The organism is Rhodococcus erythropolis R138, assembly GCF_000696675.2.
GTDB lineage: Bacteria > Actinomycetota > Actinomycetes > Mycobacteriales > Mycobacteriaceae > Rhodococcus_F > Rhodococcus_F erythropolis.
Map to the genome: position 1 here is coordinate 2,203,173 of NZ_CP007255.1, position 15,735 is coordinate 2,218,907.

At 63.1% G+C, this 15,735-nt stretch carries 15 protein-coding genes; 11 read left to right on the plus strand and 4 right to left on the minus strand.

Features of this window, described 5'->3' with window-relative positions; genetic code table 11:
• Positions 1 to 34: 34 nt before the first annotated feature.
• Positions 35 to 571: a DUF6630 family protein gene (locus H351_RS10385; protein ID WP_244891472.1), complete on the plus strand. Its 537-nt coding sequence runs from the start codon at positions 35 to 37 to the stop codon at positions 569 to 571.
• A gap of 4 nt (positions 572 to 575) precedes the next feature.
• Here the strand turns inward: H351_RS10385 and H351_RS10390 are convergent, their stop codons facing one another.
• Together H351_RS10390 and H351_RS10395 are read right to left on the minus strand one after the other, a co-directional pair.
• Positions 576 to 2,018 carry a phospholipase D-like domain-containing protein gene (locus H351_RS10390; RefSeq protein WP_029255984.1) on the minus strand — a complete coding sequence of 481 codons (1,443 nt, stop codon included), beginning with the start codon at positions 2,016 to 2,018 and terminating at the stop codon, positions 576 to 578.
• Positions 2,015 to 3,118: an NAD(P)-binding domain-containing protein gene (locus tag H351_RS10395; RefSeq protein ID WP_029255983.1), complete on the minus strand. Its 1,104-nt coding sequence runs from the start codon at positions 3,116 to 3,118 to the stop codon at positions 2,015 to 2,017. Before H351_RS10395 ends, H351_RS10390 begins: the two co-directional genes overlap by 4 nt.
• A 112-nt stretch (positions 3,119 to 3,230) precedes the next feature.
• Between H351_RS10395 and H351_RS10400 the strand changes: the two genes are divergently transcribed.
• Entirely contained in the window at positions 3,231 to 3,962 is a 732-nt protein-coding gene (locus tag H351_RS10400) for an enoyl-CoA hydratase (RefSeq protein WP_019744845.1), read from the plus strand.
• A 62-nt stretch (positions 3,963 to 4,024) separates the two neighbouring features.
• Positions 4,025 to 5,140 (plus strand): MBL fold metallo-hydrolase, encoded by a 1,116-nt coding sequence (locus H351_RS10405; RefSeq protein ID WP_029255982.1) that lies wholly within the window; start codon positions 4,025 to 4,027, stop codon positions 5,138 to 5,140.
• A 36-nt stretch (positions 5,141 to 5,176) separates the two neighbouring features.
• Here the strand turns inward: H351_RS10405 and H351_RS10410 are convergent, their stop codons facing one another.
• Entirely contained in the window at positions 5,177 to 5,770 is a 594-nt protein-coding gene (locus tag H351_RS10410; protein WP_029255981.1) for a hypothetical protein, read from the minus strand.
• A 137-nt stretch (positions 5,771 to 5,907) separates the two neighbouring features.
• Here H351_RS10410 and H351_RS10415 point away from each other — a divergent pair, with 137 nt between their 5' ends.
• A complete protein-coding gene (locus H351_RS10415) occupies positions 5,908 to 8,412 on the plus strand; it encodes an HAD-IC family P-type ATPase (protein ID WP_019744843.1) in 2,505 nt (834 codons plus the stop codon).
• A 6-nt stretch (positions 8,413 to 8,418) separates the two neighbouring features.
• Here H351_RS10415 and H351_RS10420 read toward each other — a convergent pair whose 3' ends face one another.
• Complete coding sequence (locus tag H351_RS10420; protein ID WP_019744842.1) at positions 8,419 to 9,561, minus strand: GGDEF domain-containing protein; 1,143 nt, start codon at positions 9,559 to 9,561, stop codon at positions 8,419 to 8,421.
• A gap of 180 nt (positions 9,562 to 9,741) precedes the next feature.
• On the opposite strand from H351_RS10420, the gene H351_RS10425 reads away from it, so the two are divergent.
• From H351_RS10425 to H351_RS10455, 7 genes are all read left to right on the plus strand, one after another.
• On the plus strand, positions 9,742 to 9,933 hold the full coding sequence (locus H351_RS10425; RefSeq protein ID WP_003940164.1) for an antitoxin: 192 nt from the start codon (positions 9,742 to 9,744) through the stop codon (positions 9,931 to 9,933).
• Between the two features lie 106 nt (positions 9,934 to 10,039).
• Entirely contained in the window at positions 10,040 to 11,683 is a 1,644-nt protein-coding gene (locus H351_RS10430) for a Na+/H+ antiporter (protein ID WP_019744841.1), read from the plus strand.
• 15 nt (positions 11,684 to 11,698) lie between these two features.
• Positions 11,699 to 12,916, plus strand: coding sequence for a lipase family protein (locus H351_RS10435; protein WP_020908720.1), 1,218 nt, complete (start codon positions 11,699 to 11,701; stop codon positions 12,914 to 12,916).
• Positions 12,917 to 12,920: 4 nt separating this feature from the next.
• A complete protein-coding gene (locus H351_RS10440) occupies positions 12,921 to 13,307 on the plus strand; it encodes an MmcQ/YjbR family DNA-binding protein (RefSeq protein ID WP_020908719.1) in 387 nt (128 codons plus the stop codon).
• On the plus strand, positions 13,304 to 14,521 hold the full coding sequence (locus H351_RS10445; RefSeq protein ID WP_019744838.1) for a sensor histidine kinase: 1,218 nt from the start codon (positions 13,304 to 13,306) through the stop codon (positions 14,519 to 14,521). Before H351_RS10440 ends, H351_RS10445 begins: the two co-directional genes overlap by 4 nt.
• 51 nt (positions 14,522 to 14,572) lie before the next feature.
• Positions 14,573 to 15,364, plus strand: coding sequence for a LytR/AlgR family response regulator transcription factor (locus H351_RS10450; RefSeq protein ID WP_021332251.1), 792 nt, complete (start codon positions 14,573 to 14,575; stop codon positions 15,362 to 15,364).
• Complete coding sequence (locus tag H351_RS10455; RefSeq protein ID WP_003939880.1) at positions 15,361 to 15,732, plus strand: membrane protein; 372 nt, start codon at positions 15,361 to 15,363, stop codon at positions 15,730 to 15,732. The genes H351_RS10450 and H351_RS10455 overlap by 4 nt, the downstream gene beginning before the upstream one ends.
• Positions 15,733 to 15,735: the final 3 nt, after the last annotated feature.

A 15,735-nucleotide genomic window follows, 5' to 3' on the forward strand; every position in this document is an offset into this window, starting at 1 on the left:
CGCACTCGCATGTCAGACTGTGGAAACCGCACCGATGACCGAATCGAACCTTGGAGCCATAGTGGGTGGACCTGCTCGCGACGCGTTGCGCGCGATCGCCGAACTGCTAGCCCCTGACAGCACTGTCGTCATCGACCGTGTGACTCTCGCGATCGACTATCCGGAACGGTATGTCGAAGTACAGAACGAGCTGTACTCACAGACGCTCGAGAAGCCGCACCCGGAATTGGCGTGGTTTGCTCTCGTCGACGCGTTGCACGACCGAAAACTCCTGGTCTGGGTGGACTGGAACGAGGACGCTGCCGAGGTTCTCGGTCAGCTGAGAGCGCTCGCGTCGGCGCCGGCAGGATCGTGGGAGTGGGCGCAGAGTCTTGCCATGGCCTTCGATCGAGCTGCCGGACTCGAATCGCTTCTCGCTCGAGTTGGCGACAACATCACCGAGACGGGCGTTTCACTTGCCTGGCTCGACAGCGACAGCGATACGTTTCTCATCGCGCTCGTCCCGAGTGTTCACGGTGCAACACTCGTCGAACTCGCGCTGGCAGCCGGGCACTGCGTGCGCGTGTTCTAGAGTCTCAGCGTTTGCCGAGCAGGCGGCGCAATCCTTCGATTCGATCGCTCAGTCTGGGCGGCGTGCGCTCGGGATCCATCAGTGCATTTTCTGCGAGCACGTGGTCTTCGCCGTCGACTGTATTCCGGTCGAATTCGCGCAGACTGCGAGCGTCGGAGGTCGAGAGAGCGCGAACCGTCGACAACAGTGACTGCTCACCCAACGCGTCGTCGACTTCTTCCTCGGTGACGTCGAGGTGCTCGCTGAGTAGCCGGCGCCTCAATCCGATGATCGAGGCGCGCAACTCGACATCTGCGTCGTCGTTGGATTCGACGGCGATGTCGCACTCGGTGTCGAAGCCCATCGAACGGTTGTTGAGGTTCGACGACCCGATTCGCAGGAGGCGATCGTCCATCACGAGGACCTTGGCATGCACGTAAATTGGTGCGCCGGAAGAGGTCACGGGATAGAACGCACCGAACCGGTCGTGGATATCGGCCGACCACAGCAAATGCAGCAGGTCGTGGCGTGCCCCGTCCATCGCCTTTTGTTCGAGCCATCCATCGGCATTGCGCGGAATGACCAGAACGATCTGCGGCCCGTCGGCCTCACGTAGACGCGCGGCAATCGCCTCGGCCAGCGTGCGTGAGGCGAGGTACTGGCTTTCGATGTACAGCGTGTGTTCTGCCCCGGCGATGGCCGCGAGATAGAGCGCCTCGATCTCGCGTACCTCTGTGCGTTCGCCTAGTTCCGGCAGCGTTCTGGCGATGGCCACGTCGACGACGCGCAAGGTAGGAGCCAAATTGACCGGCCACGGCGTCGCCGTGCTCTGGACCGGTGGGAGGTCCTCTCCGGTTGCGGATTTCCAGCGTGCCCGCGCTAATTCGCCGATGGCCGCGGCAGCATTGCCGTCGACCGCCGTGGTTGCGTCATGCCAAGGGCCGTAACGTCTTCCGCTCGGTGTGATCCGGTAGTCGTTGCGGTCGACGTGATCCGAGGTGTCCCAGCGGTCCACCGTCATGTCGATGCCGCCGCAGAACGCCAGAGCGTCGTCGATGACGATGATTTTCTGATGGTGCGCCGCACCCACGGGATGGGCGCCGTCGATCTCGAACCGCAGGCGCTCGTCGGTCAGCCAGTTGGACACGAAGACGGGAGTCATGCCGCGCCCAATTGCGGTGAACGCGCCGATGTTCCATTTGAGTACGAGGATTTCGAGGTCGGGTTTCTCGCGGACCAGCCAGCGGAGGAACATTCCCAATCGGTTGGGGCCGTCGAGCGTCTGCTTGCCTGGTTCGAGTTTGATGCGCGTGTCGAAGTCCCAGCCGATCAACATGATTCGCTTTTCCGCTTGCAGCATTGCGGACTTCGCATGATGAAAGTAGTCAGCGGCGTCGACGATGCAGGCAAGATTGTCCGCCGGTTCGATGCGCCAGCAGGTTTCGCCCGGAATCAGTATTCTGTTCATTCGCCGATTCCCAGGTACGCGGTCAGTTCGCGCGCTGCCGCTTGGCCGGCGCGGTTGGCTCCGATCGTCGACGACGACGGTCCGTATCCCACCAGGTGCACGCGAGGGTCCGCTTCGACCTGCGTGGCGAGGCGCCCGGTCATCGGGATTCCGCCACCCGGTCCGCGCAGGTGCAACGGCGCCAGGTGATCGAGTGAGCTACGAAAACCGGTGCACCACAAGATGACATCGGCGTCGACGACGGTACCGTCGGCCCACTTCACGCCGTTCGGAAGAATTTCGGAGAACATCGGCAGTCGATTCATCACACCACGCTCTCGCGCTGCCCGGATGGCAGGCGTCACGGGGAGGCCGGTCACCGAGACAACGGATCCCGGTGGCAGGCCGCGTCGTACACGATCTTCGACCATGGCAACCGCATCGCGGCCGATGTCCGGCGTGAACGGCTCGTCGCGGAACTCGGGTTCGCGCCGCGTCACCCAGGTAGTGGTCGTGACGCGTGAGATCTCGTCGAGCAGTTGGACGGCCGAGATACCGCCGCCGACCACCACAACATGTTTGCCTTCGAACTCCGCGGCGGTTCGATAGTCCTTCGTATGGAGTTGTCGGCCACGGAAGGACTCGGCCCCGCGATAGTGGGGGATGAAGGGGCGCTCCCAGGTTCCCGTCGCGTTGATCAAGCCTCGCGCCGCGAACACTCCCTGGTCGGTTTCGATTCGCAGTCGCTCTTCCCTCGGACACACCACTCGGGTATGTACCGGGCGGTGGACGGGAAGTTCGAATTGCTTTTCGTACAGTTCGAAGTAATGGGGGACCGCCACCGATGCAGGCACTTGTTCGGCGTCTGTACCGGTGGTTTCCGCGAAGGACATTCCCGGGAGGTCGTGCACACCGTTGACGGTGCTCAGTGTCAGGCTCGGCCAGCGGAACTGCCACGCTCCGCCCGGACCGGACGCATGATCGAGCACCACGAACCCCGATTCGGGTTCGATTCCGAACTTGCGCAGGTAGTACGCGGCGGAGAGTCCGGCCTGTCCGGCGCCGATCACCACCACGTCAACCGGGTGTGGTTGCTGTGCGGCAAGGTCGTCTGTACTCATCGGTAATCTAACCTCCTGATGTACAGAACTTAGCTGCAGAGAAGTATGCGGACGGTAGCGGCGCCTCGGAACTCCCGTGTGTCGAGCCTTCCAGAAACGAAAGTGAGCGGACATGATCGGGTTCTCCCGTGACGGCAACGTCGTGACCATCGAGTTGCAGCGTCACGAGCGTCGTAATGCGCTCAGCGCCGAACTCTGCATTGCAATACGGGACGCGATGAACGCGGCAGTCGCCGAGCATGCGCACGTTGTCGTCATCACCGGTGAGGGATCGGCGTTCTGTGCAGGCGCGGACCTGTCCGGCGACGTCTACATGGAGGGCTTCACCGACCGCTTGTTCGAAATGCTCCGGTCGATCGACACGGCGCCCATCCCCGTCATTGCCGCTGTCAACGGTCCGGCCATCGGCGCCGGTACCCAGCTGGCCATCGCGTCGGATCTGCGCGTCGTGGCACCGACCGCTCGCTTCGGAATCCCCGCGGCCACCCTCGGAGTCTCGGTGGACAAGTGGACCATGCGTCGGCTCGCGTCGCTGGTCGGCGGCGGTCCGGCGCGTACCATTCTGCTCGGCATCGAACAGATCGGCGCCGAGGAAGCTTTCACGCGCGGTCTCGCCAACAAGCTCGGAACCCTCGACGACGCTCAGGAATGGGCGCACCGCATCGCCAATCTCGCACCGCTGTCGTTGCGGCACATGAAGATGGTTCTCAACGACGACGGCACCATGGAGGAACAGTCTCCCGAGCAACTCGACGCCCTCCACGCCGCCTGGCTCAGCGAGGACGTCCAGGAAGCCCGCGCCGCCCGCATCGAGAACCGCCCTCCCGTATTCAAGGGAAAGTAAAGCTCGTTGCAGGGAAAACAGGCACCAGGCACGCGGGACAGATAGTGGCTACGCTCGTCTGAATGAAGAAGACGACGGTTCTCGGAGTTGCGGCTGTTGCCGCGGCGACAGGGTGGGTGGCGCGAGCCGCATGGGGAATCCCGACGCAGATCGGGGCGTCGCGAAACACAGTGCAACCGTATGCGGCGATGTCCCCGCGATACCGGGACCGCCAGTTCCACAACTCGGAGCCCAGCAGCACTCTGGTTCCGGGCACCGATGCCGGGATGTTCAAGTCGATGGCTACACGGGGGTCGACGGGTCGGCCGCGTCAGCCGATTCCGTTGGCAACTCCGCTGGCGCCGTCGGTAGCGGGTGACGCGGCCGTGACGTGGTACGGCCATTCGAGTGTTCTCGTCGAGGTCGACGGTTACCGCGTTCTCGCCGATCCGGTGTGGAGCGAACGCGTATCACCCTCGGCCACAGTAGGTCCCGCACGTATGCATCCCACTCCCGTGGCCTTGGCTGATCTACCGACGGTAGATGCGATAGTCATCTCGCATGATCATTACGACCACCTCGACATGGCGACGGTCAAGATTCTGACTCGCACCCAGACCGCTCCGTTTGTCGTTCCGATCGGTATCGGGGCTCACCTGCGGCACTGGAAGGTGCCAGAGAACCGGATCGTGGAATTGGACTGGGACGAGTCGACAAAAATCGACGACCTGGTCCTCACGTGCACCGAGGCTCGTCACTTCTCCGGTCGTGGCCTCGTCCGGAACACGACGCAGTGGGCGTCGTGGGTATTCGCCGGTCCGAAACACCGGGTGTTCTTCGGCGGAGACAGCGGATACACATCACGTTTCGAACAGTTGGGTGAAACCTATGGGCCTTTCGAGCTGACGCTTCTCCCCGTGGGCGCGTACGACGTGCGCTGGCCGGACATTCACATGAATCCGGAAGAGGCAGTGCAGACACACATCGACCTCAACAAGGGCGACGGATCGCGCGGTGTCTTCGTACCGATCCACTGGGCGACCTTCAACCTCGCGTTTCACTCGTGGTCGGAGCCGATCATTCGCCTCAACGAGTCGGCCGCAGAGGCGGGCACAACAGTGTCGGTCCCGATGCCTGGCGGCAGGATCGACGCGTTGTCACCGACACCGCCGTCGAAGTGGTGGATACCGCTGGGCTGACTGCGGCCCTTGCTCGAAAGTCACCCGGGATCTTCCTCAATCCAGTCGGATTCCGAACCAACCCCCACGTTGGTACTGCAGTTGATGTGTCACGTGTTCACTGGTGAGGTCGGGATCGGGTTGTCGTTTCGGTTCCCATAGTTGTGTGACACTTTCGGATGCGGATGCGGATGCGATGCCTTCTCCGTCGAGGGTGACAACCTTCTCGTCCATTCCCAGCTGAGGCCATGCAGTTGCGACATCGATCGGCCCGGCAGGCGGTATCGGAGCCAGCAAATACTCACCGCGCACTGAGCCCGAGCGGCTTTCAGCCGTGCGTAACTCCAGCAGCGAGCCTCGCGTTCTTTGCGCGGTGGTCACCGATGATCCGTCCGCGAAACCGAGGCCGAGGAGTAGCGGCGCGCTGAAATGTGTGAACGTGGGACGCCCGTCGTAAGTGCCGAGACTCAGCGAGAGTGCCGGATCCTCGTAGCGGGCATCAATCGCGAACATCATCCCGAACGAGTAGACGCGAATCGCCGACAACCAGACAACCACGTTGTCGGTCCGGTTGAGGTCGAGAGAAATCGGCAGGTCGACGGGCCGTTCGCACCGAAGCGCCTCGTCGAGACCGTTGTAGACGTATTTCATACCGTTCCTCGATGGCCTTCTCTGCTCGTTCCGACCAGCATCGCAGAACCGCGGCCCACGGGTGTGATCTTCGTGTAGCCGTCATTGCCACACGAGTCCGACCCTGATTAGTTGCTCCGGGTGCGTAATCTTTGACCATGGCTCACGAGCACACCAGTTCAGAAGAGACAGCAGTGGCGGTAGCGCCTGAGCGATTGCCGGACGACGTCGACGTCGCCCGCGGTCTGACCGCCGATCAGGTTGCAGCAAGGATCGCGTCGGGACAAACCAACGATGTACCGGACCGGGCGTCCCGCTCGGTCAAGGACATCATTCGCGGCAACGTCTTCACTCGCATCAACGCGATCCTGACCGTGTTGTTGGTGATCGTGCTCGCGACGGGTTCGATCATCGACGGCATGTTCGGGTTGTTGATCATCGCGAACAGCGGTATCGGCATCATCCAGGAGATCCGCGCCAAGCGCACGCTCGACGCTCTGGCCATCGTGAGTCAGGCCAAGCCCATGGTCAGGCGTGACGGCGTCGCCGTGGCAATGGCGCCCAAAGATGTTGTGCTCGATGACATTATCGAACTCGGATCCGGTGACCAGATAGTCGTCGACGGTGAGGTGGTCAGTTCTGCCGCACTCGAGGTCGACGAATCGCTGCTCACCGGTGAGGCTGATCCGGTTCACAAGGCGAGCGGCCAGCAAGTGCTGTCGGGCAGTTTCGTTGCCGCAGGTAGCGGCGCGTACCGCGCCACCAAGGTCGGTGGAGATGCATACGCGGCCAAGCTGGCCGAAGAGGCGAGCAAGTTCACCCTCGTGCATTCGGAACTGCGCAGCGGTATCGACAAGATCCTGAAATTCATCACCTATCTGATGATTCCGGCGGGAGCGCTGATCATCTTCAATCAGCTCTTCACGATCGGCTTGCCGATCCGACCCGCGCTCAACGGCATGGTGGCAGCGCTGGTTCCGATGGTTCCCGAAGGCCTTGTGCTCATGACGTCCATTGCTTTTGCGGTCGGGGTCATCCGATTGGGCAAGCGCCAGTGTCTCGTTCAGGAGTTGCCGGCGATCGAAGGCTTGGCCCGTGTCGACGTGGTGTGCGCGGACAAGACCGGAACGCTGACCGAGAACGGCATGCGTCTGTCCGAGGTCGATGTCGCACCGGGTGGATCAGGGGAGTCTGCAGTCAAGTCCGCGTTGAGCGCGATGGCCGCGTCCGACCCTCGCCCCAACGCGAGCGTTCTGGCGATTCGCGAGTCTCTCTCCGACGATTCCGGTTGGGGCGAAGCCACCGCGCTCGCGCCGTTCTCCTCGGCGAAGAAGTGGAGTGGCCAGTCGTACGGCAGTCACGGCAACTGGGTGCTCGGCGCCCCGGACGTGCTGCTCGATCCCGACTCGGAGATGGCCCGCAAGGCAGAAGAAGTGGGTTCGAGCGGGCTTCGTGTCCTCATGCTCGGCAGCAGCAACCTTCCCGTCGACGACGCCGACGCGCCGGGCACAGTCACCCCTGAGGCTCTGGTCGTACTCGAGCAGAAGGTGCGTCCGGACGCGCAGGAGACGTTGGAGTACTTCGCCAGCCAGAAGGTCGCGGTCAAGGTCATTTCCGGCGACAACGCGGTTTCCGTCGGTGCCGTTGCCGGTTCCCTCGGGCTCGAGGGTGGTGACCGTCCCATCGACGCGCGGGATCTTCCCAGCGATCAGGAAAAGCTGGCGGACACTCTCGACGGAGCAACGACGTTCGGTCGAGTACGACCGGATCAGAAGCGGGAAATGGTCGCTGCCTTGCAGTCTCGCGGACATACCGTCGCGATGACCGGTGACGGCGTCAACGACGTGCTCGCCCTCAAGGACGCCGACATCGGAGTCTCGATGGGTTCGGGCAGCCCGGCTACCCGAGCCGTGGCCCAGATCGTGCTGCTGGACAACAAGTTCGCGACGCTCCCGTACGTCGTCGCGGAAGGCCGCCGAGTGATCGGCAACATCGAGCGTGTGTCGAATCTGTTCCTGACCAAGACCGTCTACTCGGTGGTGCTTGCGTTCCTGATCGGCATCACCGGCGTCCTGTCCCAGGTCTTCGACTTCGAACCGCTGCCGTACCCGTTCCTGCCCCGCCACGTCACGATCGCGGCGTGGTTCACGATCGGTATCCCGGCCTTCATCTTGTCTCTCGCCCCCAACAACGAGCGCGCCCGAACCGGTTTCGTCTCCCGCGTGATGCGTCTGGCGTTGCCGTCGGGCCTGATCATCGGCATCACCACGTTCATCTCCTACGTGTTGGCTTACCAAGGCCCCGACCAGACGGAGACCCAGAAGATCCAGGCCGGAACCAGTGCACTCATCACGTTGATCATGATCGCCGTGTGGGTCCTGGCCGTCGTTGCTCGGCCGTACGTGTGGTGGAAGCTCGTTCTGATCGGCGGATCGGTTGCCGGGTACCTCATCCTGTTCGCGCTGCCGTTCACTCGTGAGTTCTTCAAGCTGGATCCGAGCAACGTCGCTGCGACGACGCTCGCGATCACCCTCGGCGCTATCGGCGTTGTGCTCGTGGAACTCTCGTGGTGGATCAGCGCACGCCTGCACGGGGAGAAGCGGAAGATTTTCGCGACGCCCGACGACCTGCCCGGCGAGCATCACCACGCCCACAGTGAGTAAGTAGTTTCAGCGCCTGAACATCTGCACCCAGGCAATGCGATCGCCGCCGCGCTTCTTGGCCCGGTACATCGCATTGTCTGCGTGCTCGATCAGTTCGTTGACAGCCCGATCCGGTAAGTCCGCCTCGGGACAGAGGTAGACGCTGACGCCGGTACTGGCGGATACGGGATAGGGATCGGAGTCGGACGAGACCGCCGAATGTATCTCGGTGGCAACCTGTTCGATATCTCCTCGATCGACTCCGCGCAGGACGACGAACTCGTCGCCGCCGATTCGCGCCACCACTGCCTCAGGCCCGGCGGCAGCGATGAGGCGGTCGGCGACAGCGGTCAACGCGTCGTCACCTGCCACGTGACCGTGCGTGTCGTTGAGGATTTTGAACGAGTCGACGTCGATGAGCAGTGCGATCAGAGCCTGCGTTCGATCACTGCGCAGCAGATGCTGTGCCTCGTCCTGGAGTCCGCGGCGATTGAGTGTCGCGGTGAGGTAGTCCCGGTGGGCGTTGCGTGCGTCGTCGGTCAGGCGCAGCCAGACGATCTGCAGAATCCACGCGGTGGAGAAAACCACACCGGCAACCATCAGATAGAGATTCACGACCACCCAGTCGTCGTTGACCGGCTCGGACATCGCCATGGCAGCGAGCGTCGTGCAGACAGCAAGAGCCCAGCCGATGTGGGTCACGGCAACACGCGGACTGTGAACTATCGCCGCGTAGAAGCCGATCATGATGAACAGGACGCAACCCAGCGTTCCGACGAACGCTGTGCGAACCGCGAAGAAGAGCGTGACGGCGAGCCAGAGGTCGGCCCAGACGACAAAGGCCACGGATTGGCGCCAGGTGGGCCACGATTCGTTTCGCACCCAACGGCAACCGGCATAGACCCCGCTGATGGTCCCGACTGCGAGGATGGACCGTGCAAGGGCGGAATCGGAACCGAAGCGGCTCAACTGCATGGTCGCCGCGATCAGCGCGAAGAGAAAACACCACACCGCGACTAATTTGCGTCCGGGAACGGTCAGCCCGCGAGTGTCGAGGAATCGGGGGAGCCAGGTGTAATCGGTGCGATCCGACCACCACCGGGACAGCAGTTCACGCGTGGGGTGGGGGTCGCTCCCCGTCCCGCGCAGTCCTGCATTCAATCCGGGCACCTGTCGATGTCGATGGGTGATCAATCAGCTATTGGCGGGTTAACGCTACCTCGAGTTGCGCGCGGCTCGAACGCACGGACCTGCTTTCTGGCGTAGAGGCCGTCGACCTGTGAGAATCGAAGGGCGCGGAGGAACGATTCCGCCGAAGGATGTGCGTCAGCACCGGGAGAGGACACGGACATGGGTTTCTTGGACAACGTCAAGGGATTGGTCGAAAAGGGCCAGGAGCTCGCAGCGGAGAACTCCGACAAGGTTCACGACGCGATCGACAAGGTGGCCGACATCGCCGACGACAAGACCGGAAACAAGTACGGCGATCAGATCGACAAGGCAGCCGAGGCCGCCAAGAAGGCTGTTCCCGAAAAGCAGTAAAACCGGATTCGGCCATACCGTTGCTCAGGGGCCCGTAACCGAAAAGGTTGCGGGCTTCTGTGCGTCCGCTGGGTGAACTCCCAGGGTCGGCGGGCAGAATGAACGCGTGAACTTCACCTGGATTCTGCTGGTTGTCATTGCCGCCATCGCAGTCACCGGGCTGTCCAATCGACGAAACCTGCAGGCCCCGCTGGTCCTGGTGACCGTGGGCTCGGTCGCCTCCTTCATCCCCGGTATGCCGCGGCCCGAACTGGACCCCCACGTCATTCTCGGTGTGGTCCTGCCGCCGCTTCTCTACTCGGCAGCTCTCAAGTTCTCGGTCGCGACCTTCAAACGCAACCTTGCGCCCATTCTGCGTCTCGGCGTCGGAATGGTGCTGGTGACGGCGTTCGTGGTTGCCTTCTTCGCCGAATGGATGGTTCCCGAGTTCACTATCGGCGCCGCCCTCGTGCTCGGAGCTGTGATCGCGCCGACCGATGCCGTCAGCGCGGTGGCGGTCGGTCAGAAACTCGGGCTCCCGAAACGAGTCATCGCCATCCTCACGGGCGAAGGGCTCGTCAACGACGCGACCGCGCTGACCCTCTTCACCGTCGCGGTCGCTGCCGTGACCGGAACGCGAATTGCGACGGATTCGCCCCTGTTGTTCTTCGCGTACGAAGTAATCGGCGGCGTTGTCGTCGGCTTGGTGCTCGCGTTTGTCGTCAAGTTCGTTCGCGCCCGCATGTACGACTCTCCACTCGAAACCGGCTTGGGGCTGGTCCTTCCGTTCGCTGCCTACCTGGCCGCTGAAGAACTACACGCGTCCGGTGTTCTGGCCGTCGTGGTTGCTGGTCTGGTGATCGGACACTATTCGACGGACGCGTCGATCATGACCAGGCTGCAGGAGCGCTCGGTGTGGTCGAGCCTGGACACGCTCCTCGAGATGTTCGTCTTCGCGTACATGGGGCTGCAACTGAGCTTCGTGATCGACGATGTTGTCGCCGACGGGCTTCCGGTGCTTCACGTGTTCGCGTACGGTCTGGCAGTCCTGGCCGTGGTCATCGTGATTCGGCCGGTGTGGCTGTTCCTGAGCTACTCCCGTGTGCGATTCGGTGTAACTCTGCGCCGTGATCGCGAGAATCAACTGACGTGGAAACAGAATCTGGTGGTCTCGTGGGCGGGAATGCGCGGTGTCGTCACTCTTGCTGCGGCCGGCGGTATCCCGTTCGCGCTCTCGTCCGGCGAGCCGTTCCCCGGACGCGGCGTCATTCAGGCGATCGCGTTCATCGTCGCGGTCGGGACACTGCTCATCCAGGGATCGACCTTGCCGTTCCTGATTCGTCGCCTCGACGTCGCGGATCCCTATGAACAATTGCGTACCCAGGAACAGATGGAGTTGGCACGCAACATTTCTCGCAAAGCCGGTGAGAAGGCGTTGGCAGACGCGGCTGCGCACCCTCCGTCGGGGATCGACGGAAAGGAATTGCAGGCAATCGTCGAGCGCGTACGCCGCTCGATGCAGGCGAGGCTTCAACTCCAGGAGGTCGACGAGGACGCCGATCGCGAGGCCGCCTTGTGGAATGCGGGAGCGCTCTTCGACAAATTCCGGCATCAATCCCTTCGCTCGCAACGAGTCGCACTGATCGCCGCGCGCGACGACGGAGATCTCGACGACGAGGTATTGCGTACCGTATTGGAAGGACTCGACATCGAAGAGGCTGCAGCCGAGGAACGTGTCAGGCGTCGCCGAGCAGGCAGCGCGGGCAAATAGAGGGGAACACTGCGTATGACGGTTCGGAGTTCGAGGGTTCGCGCAGGCTGGGGAGTCGTGGTGGCGAGCGCGCTCCTCGTGAGCGTCGGCTGCGGATCGGATGCCTCGCCAGATGTCTCTGTTACCGACAACGCAACCACGACGACCCCGCCGGTCGAGAGCAGCGCGCAACGCGGCGTCGTGTTCGACAGTGAACCCTTCACCAGCACAGCCGAAGTGGCGGCGTCCGGAGCGAGCGCGGTGAAAATCCTGTACGGCTCCACCTCCGGTATCGACGGCCGGGAGACCCAGGTATCGGGAACCGTGTTCACACCGCCTGGAACGCCGCCGGAGGGCGGTTGGCCGATCGTCTCCATCGGCCATGGCACGACGGGTATTTCGGACGACTGTGCGCCGTCGACCTCGCCGACCCTCTTCGGCACGATCGGCCTGGTCGCGCCGTTCCTCGACTCGGGATACGTGGTCGCTGTATCCGACTTCGAGGGCCTCGGCACTCCGGACCCGCATCCTTACCTGCAACCGGACACCGCGGCGTTCAACGTCATCGACGCGGTTCGAGCGGCGCGCAACGTCGTTCCGGACACCTCGACTCGGTGGGCAACTCTGGGGCTTTCCCAAGGCGGGCAGGCTTCCTGGGCAGCAGCCGAGGAAGCCGACGCCTACGGCGACGGACTCGAATTCGTCGGTGCAGCAAACCTGTCCCCGGCAGCGGACATCTCGCCGATCATCTCGAGTGATTCCGAGGTGAATCTGTCACTGCCACAGCAACTGCTGCTGCCCTATGTACTCGAAGGGCTGTCCCTCACCCATTCGGAGCTCGAACGAACCGACTACGTGCGCGGCGCATTCGAGCAGAACTACGACCTGCTCACCTCGTGCCTGACCTCTCGCGCGACGGAGAAGTTGGGTCTTGTCGGAAAGGTGACGCCCGCCGACACCCGGCCAGCTACCGCCGAGGACGCGGACCGAATTCACGCGTGGCTCAGCGACGTTGCTCTCCCACGTCAACGCGCGAGCGGGCCGATGTACGTAGTCGTCGGTACCAATGACAACCTCATCCGTCCGGAATGGACCGAGGCGGCCGTCGAACGTGCCTGCGCCGAGGGTGACGTCATCGAATTCCAGGCGCGACCGGGCGAAGGTCACGCGGACGGCGCCGCTGTGCCGGGAGCTGTTGCGTGGGTGAAGGATCGATTTGCAGGTGTTCCGGCACCGAATACCTGCGGGTCGTGAATCGATGACGGCGTCGGCACGAATCCGCGCTCTTGCACTGGCATTGCCAGAGGCAACCGAGCGGGTCAGCCACGGTGAATCGTCGTGGTTCGTGCGCAAAGCGCCGCAGTTCGTCACCATGGCAGATCACCACCACGACGATCGCCTCGCGATCTGGGCCGCGGCCCCACCTGGGGCGCAGACAGATTGGGTCAGTCGCGATCCGACGAGGTTCTTCGTCCCCCCGTACGTGGGTGGCCGGGGATGGATCGGTGTGTACCTCGACGTTCCGAGTGCCGACGAGACCGAGGACGAGAAATTCTGGAACGACGTAGCCGACGTCGTCGAAGATGCGTACCGCACGGTGGCTCCGAAAACACTGATCCGGAAACTGGACGAGGATTCGCGTTGAGTCCGGCCGTGGTCGCGCTTCTCAGCGTGCTGATTCTCGCAGTGGCCGGGGCACTGACAGCGGTGTGGATGCGCACCAGACGTGAGGTGACCACCCCCACCGAACGTGCCGTCCATGCCGCGCTCCATACGGCTTCACTTGCCGCGCGGCCACTTCGGCGTGGACTCGACAAGAATTCGGCCGCCGAGGCGGCGCCTCACCTACGCGAGCTGACCGGCGGTTCCGGTCTGGGCCTCGCAGACGCGTCGGGAAATCTGCTGGCGTGGGACGGCCGTCACGAAGCGTTGTCCGATCAATTCCACGACGCCGCCATTCGCGCGATCGAAGGCGAACGCCGGGTGCTCGTCACCCACTCGGACCTGGTGCGCGGACCGAGCGATCACCATGTGCGAGCGCTGATCGCTCAGCCCCTGCTGATCGAGGACATCGGCGTGGTCGGCGTGCTGGGAATCGTCACCAGCGAAGACCCGTGGCCGGGAATGCTCGGAGCGGTCACCGAGGTGGCTCGATACGCCTGCAGCCAGATCGAACTCGCCGACCTCGACGCGTCCAGAGCCCTGTTGGATCGCGCCGAAGTGCGTGCCCTCCGCGCGCAGATCAGTCCCCATTTCATCTACAACGCGCTCAACACGGTCGCGTCGTTCGTCCGAACCGACCCGGCGCGGGCCCGAGAACTGATCCTCGAGTTCGCGGACTTCACCCGGTATTCGTTCCGATCTGCGGGTGAGTTCACCCTGCTTGCCGACGAGCTACGCAACATCGATCGTTACCTGACCCTCGAACGCGCGCGATTCGGGGAGGCGCTGAACGTCCGCCTTCAGATAGCACCCGAAGTGCTCAACGTGGTTCTTCCGTTCCTGGCTCTCCAGCCGCTGGTCGAGAACGCGGTTCGTCACGGCATTTCGAGTAAGCCGGAGGGCGGGACCGTGAGCATCGTGGCCGCGGACGAGGGACCTGACTGCATCATCAGCGTCGAGGACGACGGTGTGGGGATGGACCCTGAACTACTGCGTTCCGGCTCACTTGACGCCATCGAGTCGGGATCGGGACGACCCAGCGCACGCGAAGCTGCTCACGTCGGTTTGGCCAACGTCGACGACAGACTTCGTGCCGCGTTCGGCAACGACTACGGACTCGTGGTGGAGACAGCGCCGGGTGCCGGTACGAAGGTCAGCATGCGTGTTCCCAAGTTCAAGCAGGGTATTCACGTCTGATTCTCGCCTTCGATGATCAGGCTGAAACCGTCGTGGGAACATGGACCTGTTGTGAACGAGACTGACACTGATGCCCAGCTGACCGTCCTTGCCGTCGACGACGAGAAACCAGCCCTCGACGAGCTGGCCTTCTTGCTGCGCGCCGAGGACTCGGTGGCGCACGTTCACACGGCATCGGATGCGACGACTGCGTTGCGGATACTGCGCAGTGGAAGCATCGACGCGGTATTTCTCGACATCAACATGCCCGGACTCGACGGTCTCGAACTGGCCGGCATCCTCTCCAATTTCGCGACGCCACCACCCGTGGTGTTCGTGACAGCGCACGACGATCGAGCGGTTGATGCATTCGACCTCGGTGCCGTCGACTACCTACTCAAACCGCTCCGAGAGGAGCGTCTCGCTCAGGCCGTTCAACGGATCGTGGGGTTGGCCGGGCGCACCAAGAGCGAGAACAAGCCCGAATCTGCGTCCACCGACGAGGTGATCCCGGTGGAACTGGGCGGCGTTACGACGCTCGTTCAACGCTCCTCGGTGGAGTGGGTGGAAGCCGACGGGGACTACGCGCGTTTGCACACCGCCGGGAAGTCGCACCTGGTACGCATCCCGATCTCGACACTCGAATCACGCTGGGCCGACGCGGGCTTCTTGCGCGTGCACCGCTCCTACCTGGTGTCTTTGGCGCTGGTCACCGGCATCCGCACAGTAGGCAGCGGATTGGTGGTCTGTCTGCGCCCGCACGGAGACAAGCCTCCCGTCGAACTTCCGGTCAGCCGCAGACACACCCGTGAACTCAAGGATCGACTGGTTCGTGCGCCCAAGCAGAGCTGGTTGTCACGGTGACGTCGCAGTCCGATCCTCCGCAGCGTGAGCGCGTTGTGTTGGCGCAACGTAGTGGCGCACGGATCGTCCGTACGCGGGTGGAGGTGCAGGAACAGACCGAAGTCGGTGACGCCATGATCCGCGGTCTCGTTCGCGCGCAGTTGGGACTGGCGATTCGCCTTGCCGTCGTCGCAGCCGGGCTCCTGTGTGCGGTACCGCTTCTGACGCACCTCTTCCCGACACTGTCGGAGGTCGCAGTCCTGGGCATCCGGTTGCCGTGGCTCGTGATGGGCGGCGCCGTGTATCCCTTGCTGTTGACCACAGGCTGGGTGTTCGTGCGTCGTGCGGAGCGAAACGAGCAGGACTTCAACGACATCGTGGACGACTGAGCG

Coding starts and splice junctions, on each gene's coding strand:
- H351_RS10385 (WP_244891472.1), top strand. CDS start 35: ATGACCGAATCGAACCTTGGAGCCATAGTGGGTGGACCTGCTCGCGAC.
- H351_RS10390 (WP_029255984.1), bottom strand. CDS start 2,018: ATGAACAGAATACTGATTCCGGGCGAAACCTGCTGGCGCATCGAACCG.
- H351_RS10395 (WP_029255983.1), bottom strand. CDS start 3,118: ATGAGTACAGACGACCTTGCCGCACAGCAACCACACCCGGTTGACGTG.
- H351_RS10400 (WP_019744845.1), top strand. CDS start 3,231: ATGATCGGGTTCTCCCGTGACGGCAACGTCGTGACCATCGAGTTGCAG.
- H351_RS10405 (WP_029255982.1), top strand. CDS start 4,025: ATGAAGAAGACGACGGTTCTCGGAGTTGCGGCTGTTGCCGCGGCGACA.
- H351_RS10410 (WP_029255981.1), bottom strand. CDS start 5,770: ATGAAATACGTCTACAACGGTCTCGACGAGGCGCTTCGGTGCGAACGG.
- H351_RS10415 (WP_019744843.1), top strand. CDS start 5,908: ATGGCTCACGAGCACACCAGTTCAGAAGAGACAGCAGTGGCGGTAGCG.
- H351_RS10425 (WP_003940164.1), top strand. CDS start 9,742: ATGGGTTTCTTGGACAACGTCAAGGGATTGGTCGAAAAGGGCCAGGAG.
- H351_RS10435 (WP_020908720.1), top strand. CDS start 11,699: ATGACGGTTCGGAGTTCGAGGGTTCGCGCAGGCTGGGGAGTCGTGGTG.
- H351_RS10440 (WP_020908719.1), top strand. CDS start 12,921: ATGACGGCGTCGGCACGAATCCGCGCTCTTGCACTGGCATTGCCAGAG.